Source organism: Methylorubrum zatmanii (genome assembly GCF_014845115.1).
Lineage (GTDB): Bacteria > Pseudomonadota > Alphaproteobacteria > Rhizobiales > Beijerinckiaceae > Methylobacterium > Methylobacterium zatmanii.
In genome coordinates this window covers 1-12924 of the sequence record NZ_NKUI01000201.1, presented here as the reverse complement: position 1 = coordinate 12924, position 12924 = coordinate 1, and the positions used below count along the sequence as shown (strand labels likewise).

Here is a 12924-nt window from a genome sequence, read left to right as displayed (position 1 = left end):
GTGGGGGCCAGGGGGACACCCGTTCCCGCGAGGGGGCCGACGGGGGAAGACGGAACGCTTCGGGGCTCCGCGACCGGTTGAATCGTCGCCATCACGACCTCGCCGCCGTCTCGCCGACCTCGGAATCGACGATCTCACCTTCCTCGGAGGAGAGGAGGTAGGTTTCGTCGTAGGCGCGGTTGGTGCGCAGAAGATCGAACCCCATCCAGAGGGCGAGGACGGTCGCGACCGCCCAAGCACCCCAGTTCATGACGGACACCATGATGTGTTCCCCCAGCTCGGAAGGATCGGCAGCGCGATGTGGAACGAAATCGGCGGGGCAGGCGCCCCGGCTCACGCCTTGGGCGGATCGTCGAAGTGCTCCGCGATGACCTCGCGGTATTCGCGGTCGGAATAGCGGAACATGAAGACGAAGTAGGCGACGATGATGATTGCCGTGAGCGCCACCGCCGTCCAGTTGAACGAGTAATCGAAGCGCGTCCCGATGATCGGCGCCGCCTTCTCGGGGGTGAAACCGAGCTTCTCCCACTGCCCGGCCATGGCCGCGTTCTGTCCCAGAGCATCCCAGGTCGGATTCGCGGTCTCGGTGACGGTGGTGCCACCGCCCGCGAGCTTGAACAGGAGAGGCAGGTAGAGGGTGAAGACGACGAGCACGAGCATCAGTACGGCATCGACGATCTGCCCGGCGACGGATTGAGCCGGCGGCTCGTAGGGCTTGCGGGCGGCCATCTCAGGCTTTCCCTTTCCGGCGCAGATCCCGCAGGTGATCGAGATAGTAGAGGTCCATGCCGTAGATCGCGGCGCGATCCTCGCGGTAATGCCGGATCATCGCCGCGATCGCGGTGGTGTTCAGCAGGAGGACACAGGCGCCGACCCCGAGCAGCAACAGGGTGACACCGCAGGCGTCGCAGGCGCGCCGCATGGTCCAGAAGGTGAAGGCGTAAACCAGCCACACGAGCCCGACAGCGACCAGGGCTGCCGCTCGATCACGGCCGAACATGGCCGCGACACGCACATCCTGCATGGTGCATCTCCTCCCGTGGAGATCGTTCCTGAAGAGAATTCTCCCTTCTTTTCTGGAAATATCCTGCCGTTCTAAACGTGCGTCAAGCCGGAATCGTCACGATACTTCAACAATCCAGCGCGGGCGTTTCCGGCGGGACAGACACCGACAGGGTGATGAGCACGGATGAAGCGCCCCGCACCACCCGTTGGTGTTGCGTCCGCGTTCCAACCGGACAGCAACCGCACCTTGCCCCGCCCGGCCCCGTCGCGGCGGGGCTTTTTCCGTGGCGGCACGAAGGCTGCGGATCGGGCGGCGGGCTGAAGCGCCTCCGCTTCGCTATGACGGGGCACCGAGCCTTCCCGCGAATCGGAGGCCTGAGCGCAAGACGATCATGGACGCCCCGACCGACCCCACGCTGCACGCCCTCCGCCGCGGCGATCTCGCCGGAGCGCGGGAGCTTCGCCTCGGCGGCCCGCTCGCCGAATTCCCGCCCGAGATCTTCGGCCTGGCCGAGACCCTCGAACGGCTCGACCTCACAGGCTGCGGCCTCACCGCCCTCCCGGACGAGATGGGGCGCCTCACCAAGCTGCGCGTCCTGTTCTGCTCCGGCAACCGGTTCGACCGGCTTCCGCCCTCGCTCGGCGATTGCCGCGCCCTGAGCCAGATCGGCTTCCGCGCGACCGGACTGCGGGAGGTTCCGGCGGAGGCCCTGCCGCCCTCCCTGCGCTGGCTCACCCTCACCGATAACCGGATCGCGCATCTGCCCGACGCCCTTGGCGCACGGCCACAGCTGCAGAAGCTGATGCTGTCGGGAAACCGGCTGCGCGCGCTGCCGAACAGCTTGGAGGGGGCCGCCCGTCTCGAATTGCTGCGCCTCTCCGCCAACGGCTTCGAGGCGTTGCCGTCCTGGCTCCCGGCCCTGCCGCGGCTCGCCTGGATCTCCTGGGCCGGCAACCCGGTCGAGGGTGTGTCGGAGCCCGCCGACGTACCCCGCGTGCCCTGGACGGCGCTCGCACTCGGCGCCCGCCTGGGGGAGGGGGCCTCGGGCTGGATCCACCGAGCCCTTTGGCGCACGCCTGCGTCCGAGGAGCCGGAGCCGGTCGCGGTGAAGCTGTTCAAGGGCCGCATGACCAGCGACGGGCTGCCCGAGCGGGAAATGGCCGCCTGCCTCGCCGCCGGCCGGCATCCCAACCTCACCGGCGCCCTGGGGCAGGTCGAGGGACATCCCGAGGGCGGCCAGGGCCTGCTGATGCCGCTGATCCCGGAGCGATGGCGGGTGCTCGCAGGTCCGCCGAGCCTCGAAAGCTGCAGCCGCGACGTCTGCGCGCCGGACTTCGCCGTCAGCCTGGATCAGGTCCTGCGCCTCGCGACCTCGGTGGCGCGGGCGGCCGCGCATCTGCACGGCAGGGGCGTGCTCCACGGCGACCTCTACGGGCACAACACCCTTTGGGACGGGGAGACCGGCGAGGCCGTGCTGAGCGATTTCGGGGCGGCCTGCCTGCTGCCCCGGGATCGGGCCGGGGAAGTGTGGCAGCGGATCGAGACCCGGGCCTGGGGCATCCTGCTCGGCGAGATGCTCGACCGCTGCACCGCCGAGCCCTCTGCCGACAGCTCCGCATTGACCGACCTGCGGGAATGGGAGCAAGCCTGTCTGCAGCCGAATCCTCGCGGCCGACCTTCGATGGCGGAGGTGGTAAACAGCCTTTCGACACTCTTGTCGCCGGATCGTCACGCTTCGGGGTGATCCATCCCGGCACAGCCGCGTTGTGACGGAACCGTCACCGGATGCCGGCCTGTCGAGCCACAGCCCGCCCAAGGAGTGAGACCGAGCGTATGAGCGACCCGCGCGAGATCGAGTTGAAGCTGGAATGCGAGCCCTCCGACCTCGCCAGCCTGCAGGATCACCCGCTGCTGCGCGAGGCCGCGACCCAGGAGGAGACGGATCTCGTCTCCGTCTATTTCGACACGCCCGACCGGCAATTGCACAAGGCCAAGCTCGGACTGCGGGTGCGCAGCCACGGCGGCCGCTTCGTCCAGACCCTGAAGGCCGAGGGCGACGGCCTGTTCGAGCGGCCGGAATGGGAGCAGCCGCTGGAGGGCCCCGAGCCAGACCGGGCGGCCCTGGCCGACACGCCGTTCGCGCGTCTGGTCGAGGCCGAGGCACCCCTCGCGCCTTTGTTCACCACCCATGTCCACCGCCGGACCTATCTGGTCGAGCAGGGAACCTCGCGCATCGAGGTCGCCCTCGATACCGGCCGCATCGAAGCCCCCGCGGCGGGGGACCGCGTCCTGACGCTCTGCGAGGTCGAGCTGGAACTGAAGGACGGCACGGCGAGCGACCTGTTCGCCCTGGCCCATGCCATCGCCTCCCTGGCACCGGTGCGGCTCGGCGTGCGCAGCAAGGCGGAGCGCGGCTACGCCCTGGCGGCCGGCGAGATCGACCGGGTGCGCAAGGCCGAGCCGGTGCCGCTGCGCGAGGACATGAGCGCCGCCGAGGCGTTCCGGGCCGTCGCCCATGCCTGCCTGCGCCAGATGCGGCTGAACGAGGACATCCTTCTCCGCGAGCGCAACGTCGATGCGCTGCACCAGATGCGGGTGGGGTTGCGCCGCCTGCGCTCGGCCTTCTCCCTGTTCGGGGATCTCGTCGACGACACCCTGGGCGACCGGATCCGGACCGAGTTGAAGGAGGTGACCGAGCCCCTCGGACGGGCCCGCAACCTCGACGTCTTCCTGGCCACCATCCTGCCCGCCGAGCGCGAGCGGCACCCGGACGAGGTCGGCCTCCTCGGCCTGGAGCGGCAGCTCGAGGACGAGCGCGCCAAGGCCTATCAGGACATCGCCGCGCTGCTCGGTTCGGATGCGTGGCGGATGCTGCTCCTCGACCTCGTCGCCTGGATCAATGCCGGCCCCTGGCTGCGGGACGAGGGCCGGGGCCGGGCCGCCCTGCGCGACGAGTCGGCCCGCAGCTTCGCCGCCCGCGAACTCGACCGGAGGCGGCGGCAGGTCAAGAAGCGAGGGCGCCATCTCGACGCGCTCGACCCGGAGGAGCGCCACCGGGTGCGGATCGCCGCCAAGAAGCTGCGCTACGGCGCCGAGTTCTTCGCCGCGCTGTTTCCCGGCAAGAAGGCGGGCAAGCGCCACGGCGCCTTCGGCAAGGCCCTCTCGGACCTGCAGGATCAGCTCGGTGCGCTCAACGACATCGCCACCGGCCACGAGATCGTGCGGGATCTGGCGGATGCGCCGGCTGGTGCCTCGACCCTGTTCGCCGCTGGCATGACCGCCGCCGACATCGAGGCGCGCACCCGCACGCTCTTGGAGGCCGCGGCCGAGGCGCATGAGGAGCTCGTCGATACCAAGCCGTTCTGGCGCTGAAGATTTCGGCAGCCACATCCGGGACTGTGCGGCAGGCATGTGGCGCGCTATCGGATCCTGCCGTAAGGCAGATTGGCTGAAGGGGGCGGGAACGATCCCGCCCTCAAACATTTTCGCGGTAATGCGTTTCGAGGTCGAAAGAAAATTTCTGGTCTCCGATGATCGTTGGAGAGCGGGAGTGGTCAGTCAGCGGCGCCTCACGGACGGCCTGATCGGACAATTCGATATGGGCAAGGTGCGCGTGCGTCTCGACGAGGGACGGGCGTGGCTGACGGTGAAGGGCGCGCGCGTCGGCCTCGGCCGGCCGGAATTCGAGTACGAGATCCCGCGCGCGGATGCGGCGGCGATGCTGGGCCTCGTCTGCGATACCTGCCTGATCGAGAAGACACGCCACTGCGTCCCCCATGCCGGGCATGTCTGGGAGATCGACGTCTATGACGGCACCCTCGCCGGCATGATCCTGGCCGAGGTGGAACTGGAGCACGAGGAGCAGCCCTTCGAGCGGCCGGACTGGCTCGGCCCCGAGGTGACCGGCGACCTGCGCTTCCGCCAATCCTCGCTCCTGCGCCGCTCGGGCCAAGCCGGCCGCCTCCTCACCGTGGAAGAGGTGCTGTCCGCGCCGATGTGAGGGCGGTTTCGTCCTCGCTCCGCGACAGGCTATGACGCGGCGGGACGCCTTTCAGAACGAACAGGGAGCGGGAGGGGGTGGAGCAGGCTTTGCGTCCGGGCGGCCTCCCTCGGCGTTGGCCGGCGGGGCCGACCATACGGCAGCTCCGCCTCGGCAGCGGCCTCGTGCTGTTCGCCTACGTGCTGACGCATCTCCTCTGCCACGCGCTGGGCAACATCTCGCTGGCGGCACTGGAGACGGGTCTCACCGTCAAGGTCGCGCTCTGGCGCACCCCGCCCGCCTTGGTTCTGCTCTACGGAGCGCTCCTCGTTCACATCGCCCTGGGGCTCTGCGCGCTGTACGAGCGGCGCTTCTTCCGGCTGCGGCCGGGGGAAATCGCGCAGATCCTGCTCGGCCTCTCCGTGCCGCTCCTGCTGCTCAGTCACGTCGTCGACACCCGTCTCGCCTGGAGCCTGGAGGGACTGGATCGCGGCTATCCCCAGGTGCTCTACGTCACCTGGGTCGCCGTGCCGGGCCAGGGAATGACGCAGGCCCTCGGTCTCGTGACCGCCTGGCTGCACGGCTGTTTCGGGCTCTATTTCTGGCTCCGATTGAAGCGCGGTTTCGAGCCCGCTTCGCCCTGGCTGCTCTCGGCCGCCGTCCTGGTGCCGGTGCTGGCCCTGCTCGGCATCGTCCAGGGCGGGCGCAGCGTCGCGCTGCTGGCCGCCGATCCGGCATGGCGGGCGGAGATACTGGGCGCCCCCCATCTCGGGCTGCCGGCCCAGACCGAGCGGCTGGCGGGGCTCCGGCGCGGGCTGGTCGCAGCCTATGCCGCCGCCCTCGGCCTCGTCGTGCTGGCCCGCGGTGCGCGCACCCTCGCCGAGAGCCGTGGCGGCTTCGTGCGGATCGGCTATCCCGACGGGCGCATCGTCCGCGTGCCCCGGGGCAGCAGCGTGCTCGAAGCCAGCCGCCGCGGGCGCATCCCGCATGCCAGCGTGTGCGGCGGGCGCGGGCGCTGCTCGACCTGCCGGATCCGCGTCGTCGATGCCGAATGGGGTCGGCACCTGCCGGAGCCGGAGCGGCCGGAACGCCTCGTCCTCGACCGCATCGGCGCCAGTCCCGGCATCCGGCTCGCCTGCCAGCTCCGGCCCGACCGCGACCTCACCGTCGCGCCGCTCTTCACACCCCATGCCCGCAGCATCCCGACCCATGACTCGGAACGGGCCTCGACCGGGGAGGAACGCTTCGTCGTCGTGCTGTTCGCGGATCTGCGCGGCTCGACCCGGCTCGCCGAGGAGCGGCTTCCCTACGACACCGTGTTCGTCATCGGCCGCTTTCTCGGCGCGGTCGGGCGGGCGGTGCGCGAGGCCGGCGGCAGCGTCAACCAGCATCTCGGCGACGGGCTGATGGCCATCTTCGGCCTCGACGGTTCGCCGAAAGCGGCGGCCCGCGCCGCCCTCGCGGCGGTCGACGGCATCGCCGAACAGGTGGAACAGCTCAACCGGATGCTCGCCGCCGATCTCGGCGAGCGGCTGCGCTACGGCATCGGCCTGCATGCCGGCACCGCCATCGTCGGCGAGATGGGCGACGAGGCGGAATCCCGCTTCACCGTGCTCGGCGACACGGTCAACGTCGCCGCGCGGCTGGAAAGTCTGACAGGGCCGATGGGGAAGGTCGCCATCGTCTCGGAAGCCGTCTACGCGGCGGCAGCGCTGCCGGCGGGGGAGTTGCAGGAACTGACGCTCACGGGACGGGCACAGCCGCTGCGGGCACGGCTGATCGGAGCCCAGGCCCCGGCCGTGCCGCGCGCTCCTTGATCCTCCTACGGTTCGCCATCGATCAACCGGGGTGCTTCGAGGCTTGAGCGTCGCTTGGCACCTCCGCCTGAGAACGATGGAATCTGCCCAGCAGACGAGTTCAAAAAGGCTCTCAGGCGATCCGAGACAGCGCCCTTGTCGGACGTGCGAAAGTTTGCGCCCCCGGACAGCGGCACAACGGCTCGTCGCGGAGGGATGATCGGCGGCACGCGCGCGCGATTCTGCCCGATCTTCTTCGGAACGGTTCAGGTTTCCTCGCCGTTACTGGCGCAGTTTCATCCTCTTCGGAGCATTGTCATGCGCAATTCGCTTCTCGCGGCCGCCGCCATCCTGACTCTGGCCGGCACGTCCGGCGCCTTCGCCCAGACCACCGTGATCGAGCGCGACGCGCCGGATCGGGTCGTGGTGGACCGTCCCGCCTCCACCTCCTCGACCACCGTCGAGCGGCGGGAGCATTCGGATGGCTGTTCCAGCAAGACCGTGACGAAGGAGAACGACGTCGGCGACCGCAAGACGGTCACCAAGGAAAACTGCGACTGATCCTTTCGGGGAAACGTATCTCGGAACGAGAAGAGCCCGCCCCGGACATCCGGGGCGGGCTCTTCTTTTGCCATCGATACGGTCACGCGTGCGCCAGCACCGCCAGCAGGAGGAGGGCGATGATGTTGGTGATCTTGATCGCCGGGTTCACGGCGGGCCCCGCCGTGTCCTTGTAGGGGTCGCCCACGGTGTCGCCGGTCACCGCCGCCTTGTGGGCGTCGGAGCCCTTGCCGCCGTGGTGGCCGTCCTCGATGAACTTCTTGGCGTTGTCCCAGGCACCGCCGCCGGAGGTCATCGAGATCGCGACGTAGAGGCCGGTCAGGATCACGCCGAGCAGCGAGGCGCCCACCGTGGCGAAGGCTTGGCTCTTGCCCGCGATCGCCTGGATCACGAAGAACAGCACGATCGGCGTCAGCACCGGGAGGAGCGAGGGGATCACCATCTCCTTGATCGCGGCGCGGGTCAGCATGTCGACGGCGCGGCCGTAATCGGGCCGGTCGGTGCCCTGCATGATGCCCGGCTTGGCCCTGAACTGGCGCCGCACCTCCTCGACCACCGCGCTGGCCGCGCGGCCCACCGCCGTCATGGCGATGCCGGCGAACAGGAACGGAATCAGGCCGCCCAGCAGCAGACCGACCACGACGTAGGGGTTGGAGAGGGAGAAATCGACGCTGACGCCCTGGAAGAAGCGGTACTGCGTCGGGCTCGCATGGGCGATGAAGTAGTTCAGGTCGGAGGTATAGGCGGCGAACAGCACCAGGGCGCCGAGACCGGCCGAGCCGATGGCGTAGCCCTTGGTCACCGCCTTGGTGGTGTTGCCGACCGCATCGAGGGCGTCGGTCGCCTTGCGCACCTCGGACGGCAGGCCCGACATCTCGGCGATGCCGCCGGCATTGTCGGTGACGGGGCCGAAGGCATCGAGCGCGACGATGAAGCCGGCCAGCGCCAGCATGGCGGTGACGGCGATGGCGATGCCGAACAGGCCCGCCAGCGCGTAGGTGGCGATGATGCCCGCCACGATGACGAGGGCCGGCAGGGCGGTCGATTCGAGGGAGATCGCCAGCCCCTGGATCACGTTGGTGCCGTGGCCGGTGACGGAGGCGGTGGCGATCGACTTCACCGGCCGGAAATTGATGCCGGTGTAGTATTCCGTGATGACAACGATCAGCGCGGTGATGACGAGGCCGAGCACGGCGCAGCCGAACAGGGCGCCCGACGTGAAGGTCAGGCCGGTATTGGTGGTGAAACTGGTCGAGAACCCGCCGAACAGGGCGAGGTTGACCAGGGCGATGGCCACGATCGACAGCACGCCGGCGGCGATCAGGCCCTTGTAGAGCGCGCCCATGATCGATTGATTGGCGCCGAGCTTGACCGCGTAGGTGCCGGCAATCGAGGTGACGATGCAGGCGGCCCCGATGGCGAGCGGATAGAGCATCATCGCCTCGAGCACCGGCGCGTTGCCCGCGAAGAAGATCGCTGCGAGCACCATGGTGGCGACGACGGTGACCGCGTAGGTCTCGAACAGGTCGGCGGCCATGCCGGCGCAGTCGCCGACATTGTCGCCCACGTTGTCGGCGATGGTGGCGGGGTTGCGCGGATCGTCCTCGGGGATGCCCGCTTCCACCTTGCCGACGAGGTCGCCGCCGACATCCGCCCCCTTGGTGAAGATGCCGCCGCCGAGACGGGCGAAGATCGAGATCAGCGAGGCGCCGAAGCCGAGGGCCACGAGGGCGTCGATCACCTCGCGGCTTCCCGGTGCCAGCCCGGCCCCGCGGGTGAGGAACAGGTAGTAGAGGGCGACCCCGAGGAGCGCGAGGCCCGCCACCAGCATGCCGGTGACCGCCCCGGACTTGAAGGCGACCTCCAGACCACCGCCGAGCGAGGTCGTGGCGGCCTGCGCGGTGCGCACATTCGCGCGCACCGACACATTCATGCCGATGAAGCCGGCGGCGCCGGAGAGCACGGCACCGATCAGGAAGCCGATGGCGACCTTGATGCCGAGGAACCAGGCCAGAAGAACGAAGAGCACGAGGCCGACGATGCCGATCGTGGCGTATTGGCGCTTGAGATAGGCCTGCGCGCCTTCGGCAATGGCGCCTGCTATCTCCTGCATGCGCTGTGTGCCCGCGTCGCGTCGCATCACATCGCGGATCGTCACGACACCGTAGGCGACGGCGCAGAGCCCGCCCACGATGATCAGCAAAAGTGCAGTCATGCGTGCGTCCTTGGCTTATGGTGGGATGTGCCAGCTTGGCCGGAAGGGCCATGGGACGAAATGCCCGGTTTAAGACGCCCTCCCTGGAGAAGCGGAACTTAAGTGCCAAAAATCCGCGCTCCACGCAAACGTAACCGACGCGGTACACCCTTAGAAACAGTCAAGACGCAAGATACTGACAGAATTTCACTTGCTGCGCCGCACGCAACGCGACGCAGGGGGATGCATCGGCCGGCGGGCATCGCCGCGCCGACCGAGCCGGTTTCCTCACTAGGGAAAGAATTCATACCAAATCCGGTCGATCCCTTCGGGATGGCGGATTGGGGCTTCGCTCAAACGCCGCGCGGGCTTGCCGAGACGGGAACCGCTCCGATCGAGCGCTTCCGTCTCAGAGGTGGCCCGAACCTGTCCGCAGGCGCGGCTCGGCGGCAGGCGCCGCAGCCGGGGCAGGCCGGCTGAGGCGCCGGTTCTCCTCTTCGAGACGCAGCCGCGCCTCTTCGCTGGCCCTCAGCTCCGACAGGAGGTGATCGTTGAGCATCATCGTCCGCTGCCGGTCGCCGACGGCGATCGCGCGCTCGGCCTCGGCGGCCTCCCGCGCGGCGACGAGCTGCTCCCGCTCCTGCATGATTCGGCGGAAGGCGCGGATGGCGGTGCGGTTGCTGCCTTCGAGGATGCGCAGGCGGTGATCGGCGACCGCGAGCCGGCGCCGCGTCTCGGTCAACGAGGCCTGCAGGGCGGCGCCATCATAGACGGGGGCCGGCGCCGCCTCCGTGAGGGCGGCGGGAGCGGGCGGCTCGATGGTCGGCTGCCGTTCGGCGAACAGGGACCGCGCCCATTCGAAAAGGTCACGCAGCGGCATTCGACCGTCCCACCCGATCATGCCCGGCCCCGGACGCATACGCGCCACGGCTCGGCCTCGGAGCGCTCGCCGCGAGCCGCGTCTCCAGGCGACGGAGCTGTGCGCCGTGGCCGCGATAGGCCGCCGAAGCGCGCAGCCATGCCAGCAGCAAAGCCGCCTCCGACGCCGCACGCGGCCTCTCGATCTCCGACAGGGGCCGCTCCAGCCCGGCGAGTTCGTGGCGGGATGCCGCCTCGATCCAGCTCGCGGCGAGAGGCGCATCCGCGTCCATGAACAGGAGACCGGACAGGAACAGGGCCCGGTGCACCATGACCGTCGAGGCTTCGATGTGGCAGTCGCCGAGGATCTCGGGATAGACGCGGCCGCCGAAACTGCCGGTCGCCACCGTCGCGCCCCGGCTCCGGTAGGAACTGTGGGAGAACAGGCAGCCGCTCGCCGACATCAGATCGACATGCGCCGCGATCTTTTCAGGAGCAAACCTATCTGGGCTCATCAGCAGGGCGATGTAGCTGCCGCTTGCGGCGGTGAGCCCGAGCCGCATCCGAGCCGAGGGGCGCGTCTCCGCCGTCGGGCGCAGCACCGTTTCGCAAGCCCATTCCCGACCGAGCGCCTGGAGGATCGTCGCCGAACCGACCAGCACCATCTCGTTCGGGCGGCGGGTCTGGGCCTCGATGCTGGCGATGGCCCGGCGCGCCGCCTCGACCTCCTCGCCGATATCGACGACCACCGAGACGGAGGCCTCCGCCGCCGCGGTGCGCGCCATCCGGTCGGCACGGTCGGCGACCCGGCGGTTCGGGCTGCGATAGCGCAGGAATTCGCCGGTCCGGCGCAGGAAGCGCTCCCGGCTGCCATGCACCAGCGTCGCCTCCAGCTCGCTGGTCCCGTCCAGCACGTCGATCCAGAAAGCGCCGTTCTCGGTCAGCGCGTCGCTGCGATGGGAGCCCTGGTCCGGATGCAGCCGCGAGCGCACGAGGCAGTGCGGGACGTGGACGAAGGTCGCCTCCCGAGTGAGCCGCCACCACATCCGGTAATCCTGGGTGTGGGGATAGCGCCGGTCGAAGCCGCCGATCCGCAGGAGCAGATCGCGAGCGGTGAGAATCGTGCAGCCATTGATGAGGCCGTCGTAGAAGGCGAGCCGCGGCCGGGCGGCCAGACGCGCATGGTCGAGCCTCTGCTCGCCGGTGATGCGGCCCTCGGCATCGATCCACGACAGGTCGGAGAACAGACAGATATCGTCCCGGTTCACCCTCTCCAGGACACGCACCTGAAGCTCCGTCTTCTCGGGCTCGAACAGGTCGTCATGCGACAGCCAGGAGAACAGGCGGCCGGAGGCATGGGCGAGGGCCGTGTTCAGGGCGACCGCCACCCCGCCATGGGGCTGGCGCAGGATGCGGATCCGGTTGCCGAAGGCGCTTGCGACGGCGAAGGTCCGGCCGTCATCGTCCGATCCGTCGTCGACGACGAGGATCTCCGTCTCCGGGTGCCGCTGCCGGAGCGCGCTCTCGATCGCCTCACCGAGATAGTTCGCACCGTTGCGGACGGGAATCGCAATGGTGACGCTGCGGCCCCCCAAGGCTTAGGCCTCGGCTTCCGCGGCCGGGGCCCGGCGTGTTCCGTCGAGGGCGCTCGTCAGCTCGCCCGCCAGCTCGACCGCATCGAGGAGCAGCGGCGGCACATCGATGACGGCCTTCTCGTTGAAACCGAAATCGCTGAAGCTCTCATAGGTCGGAACGTGATACTTCCGGACCGTCGGCGCATGCCCCGTGAGAAGGAAGATCGCGTGGGCGCCGATCCCGCGGACGAGGCAAGTGCCCTCGTTCAATTCCGGCCCCATGGTGATCGTCGGGATCTCCTCACTGAAGACGAGATCGTCGGGGCTCGTGAACAGTGCCTGATAGACGGCCGGGCTCACGACCCGGTGACGCCGGCCCTCGAACACGACCCAGACATCCGTGCTGCCCGGCGCTGTCAGACGCAGGCCGTTCAGGTCTTCACGCAGCGTGTACATGACCACTCCCGTGCGCCTCGAGCCGGCCCGGATCACGCCTCCTCGGAGTTTCGAAACCCTGCCGAGGACGGCATCGCGCCGGTCCCTGCAAGCTCACATGACTCCGATGACGGAGATTGGGCGCACGACCCGCTCGGATCGGATCCCGGCCATAACCCGCTCCTCGTGGAGGAGCCGATGCGACCCGTGACGCGTGCGGACGGGAGATAGCCGAACCTGGCCGGGTGCTCAAGATTCACGCAGAGGTTTGCGGGCGCGTCGCCCTGCGCCCTCGGCCGCCATACACACCCCTCCGGGCGCGTCGCGGCAGTCTTCGCGCACGGTCGGCGGCGGCGCCTCGCTTCTCAGCGCAGCGGCGGGGCCTTGTAGGCCGGTGCCAGCGCGTAGCCGTCGGAGGCGCGGCGCGGACCCTGGGGCGTGGCGATCAGCATGTCGTCGAAGTAATCGTTTCCGGTGATGCCGAAACCGGCGCCGTTCATCACCGTCGGCACCGGCACGCA

Annotated in this window: 12 protein-coding genes; 5 read left to right on the top strand and 7 right to left on the bottom strand. The window is 69.2% G+C overall.

Features of this window, described 5'->3' with window-relative positions; all coding sequences use genetic code 11:
• Positions 1-91: 91 nt before the first annotated feature.
• The 3 genes from MZTS_RS21005 to MZTS_RS20995 all read right to left on the bottom strand — a co-directional run bounded on the left by MZTS_RS21005 (position 92) and on the right by MZTS_RS20995 (position 1024).
• On the bottom strand, positions 92-262 hold the full coding sequence (locus tag MZTS_RS21005; RefSeq protein WP_192285291.1) for a hypothetical protein: 171 nt from the start codon (positions 260-262) through the stop codon (positions 92-94).
• Positions 263-333: 71 nt separating this feature from the next.
• Entirely contained in the window at positions 334-729 is a 396-nt protein-coding gene (locus MZTS_RS21000; protein ID WP_009866664.1) for a hypothetical protein, read from the bottom strand.
• Between the two features lies 1 nt (position 730).
• Positions 731-1024: a hypothetical protein gene (locus MZTS_RS20995; RefSeq protein ID WP_009866665.1), complete on the bottom strand. Its 294-nt coding sequence runs from the start codon at positions 1022-1024 to the stop codon at positions 731-733.
• Positions 1025-1397: 373 nt separating this feature from the next.
• Between MZTS_RS20995 and MZTS_RS20990 the strand changes: the two genes are divergently transcribed.
• From MZTS_RS20990 to MZTS_RS20970, 5 genes are all read left to right on the top strand, one after another.
• On the top strand, positions 1398-2750 hold the full coding sequence (locus MZTS_RS20990; protein WP_192285290.1) for a leucine-rich repeat-containing protein kinase family protein: 1353 nt from the start codon (positions 1398-1400) through the stop codon (positions 2748-2750).
• 89 nt (positions 2751-2839) lie between these two features.
• Positions 2840-4378 (top strand): CYTH and CHAD domain-containing protein, encoded by a 1539-nt coding sequence (locus tag MZTS_RS20985; protein WP_192285289.1) that lies wholly within the window; start codon positions 2840-2842, stop codon positions 4376-4378.
• A gap of 121 nt (positions 4379-4499) precedes the next feature.
• The gene (locus tag MZTS_RS20980; RefSeq protein WP_192285288.1) at positions 4500-5006 is read left to right on the top strand and encodes a CYTH domain-containing protein; all 507 of its coding nucleotides are present in this window, start codon (positions 4500-4502) and stop codon (positions 5004-5006) included.
• A 77-nt stretch (positions 5007-5083) separates the two neighbouring features.
• Positions 5084-6802 carry an adenylate/guanylate cyclase domain-containing protein gene (locus MZTS_RS20975; RefSeq protein ID WP_192285287.1) on the top strand — a complete coding sequence of 573 codons (1719 nt, stop codon included), beginning with the start codon at positions 5084-5086 and terminating at the stop codon, positions 6800-6802.
• Positions 6803-7099: 297 nt separating this feature from the next.
• Positions 7100-7342 (top strand): hypothetical protein, encoded by a 243-nt coding sequence (locus MZTS_RS20970; RefSeq protein WP_192285286.1) that lies wholly within the window; start codon positions 7100-7102, stop codon positions 7340-7342.
• Between the two features lie 82 nt (positions 7343-7424).
• Here MZTS_RS20970 and MZTS_RS20965 read toward each other — a convergent pair whose 3' ends face one another.
• From MZTS_RS20965 to MZTS_RS20950, 4 genes are all read right to left on the bottom strand, one after another.
• Positions 7425-9557, bottom strand: a complete 2133-nt coding sequence (locus MZTS_RS20965) for a sodium-translocating pyrophosphatase (protein ID WP_192285285.1) — start codon at positions 9555-9557, stop codon at positions 7425-7427.
• A 388-nt stretch (positions 9558-9945) separates the two neighbouring features.
• Positions 9946-10416, bottom strand: a complete 471-nt coding sequence (locus MZTS_RS20960; protein ID WP_192285284.1) for a hypothetical protein — start codon at positions 10414-10416, stop codon at positions 9946-9948.
• A complete protein-coding gene (locus tag MZTS_RS20955; protein WP_192285283.1) occupies positions 10403-11989 on the bottom strand; it encodes a glycosyltransferase family 2 protein in 1587 nt (528 codons plus the stop codon). Before MZTS_RS20955 ends, MZTS_RS20960 begins: the two co-directional genes overlap by 14 nt.
• 3 nt (positions 11990-11992) lie before the next feature.
• Entirely contained in the window at positions 11993-12424 is a 432-nt protein-coding gene (locus MZTS_RS20950; RefSeq protein ID WP_192285282.1) for a hypothetical protein, read from the bottom strand.
• Between the last annotated feature and the right edge of the window lie 500 nt (positions 12425-12924).

Coding starts and splice junctions, on each gene's coding strand:
- MZTS_RS21000 (WP_009866664.1), bottom strand. CDS start 729: ATGGCCGCCCGCAAGCCCTACGAGCCGCCGGCTCAATCCGTCGCCGGG.
- MZTS_RS20960 (WP_192285284.1), bottom strand. CDS start 10,416: ATGCCGCTGCGTGACCTTTTCGAATGGGCGCGGTCCCTGTTCGCCGAA.
- MZTS_RS20990 (WP_192285290.1), top strand. CDS start 1,398: ATGGACGCCCCGACCGACCCCACGCTGCACGCCCTCCGCCGCGGCGAT.
- MZTS_RS20965 (WP_192285285.1), bottom strand. CDS start 9,557: ATGACTGCACTTTTGCTGATCATCGTGGGCGGGCTCTGCGCCGTCGCC.
- MZTS_RS20950 (WP_192285282.1), bottom strand. CDS start 12,424: ATGTACACGCTGCGTGAAGACCTGAACGGCCTGCGTCTGACAGCGCCG.
- MZTS_RS20980 (WP_192285288.1), top strand. CDS start 4,500: ATGCGTTTCGAGGTCGAAAGAAAATTTCTGGTCTCCGATGATCGTTGG.
- MZTS_RS20985 (WP_192285289.1), top strand. CDS start 2,840: ATGAGCGACCCGCGCGAGATCGAGTTGAAGCTGGAATGCGAGCCCTCC.
- MZTS_RS20995 (WP_009866665.1), bottom strand. CDS start 1,024: ATGCAGGATGTGCGTGTCGCGGCCATGTTCGGCCGTGATCGAGCGGCA.
- MZTS_RS20970 (WP_192285286.1), top strand. CDS start 7,100: ATGCGCAATTCGCTTCTCGCGGCCGCCGCCATCCTGACTCTGGCCGGC.
- MZTS_RS21005 (WP_192285291.1), bottom strand. CDS start 262: ATGGTGTCCGTCATGAACTGGGGTGCTTGGGCGGTCGCGACCGTCCTC.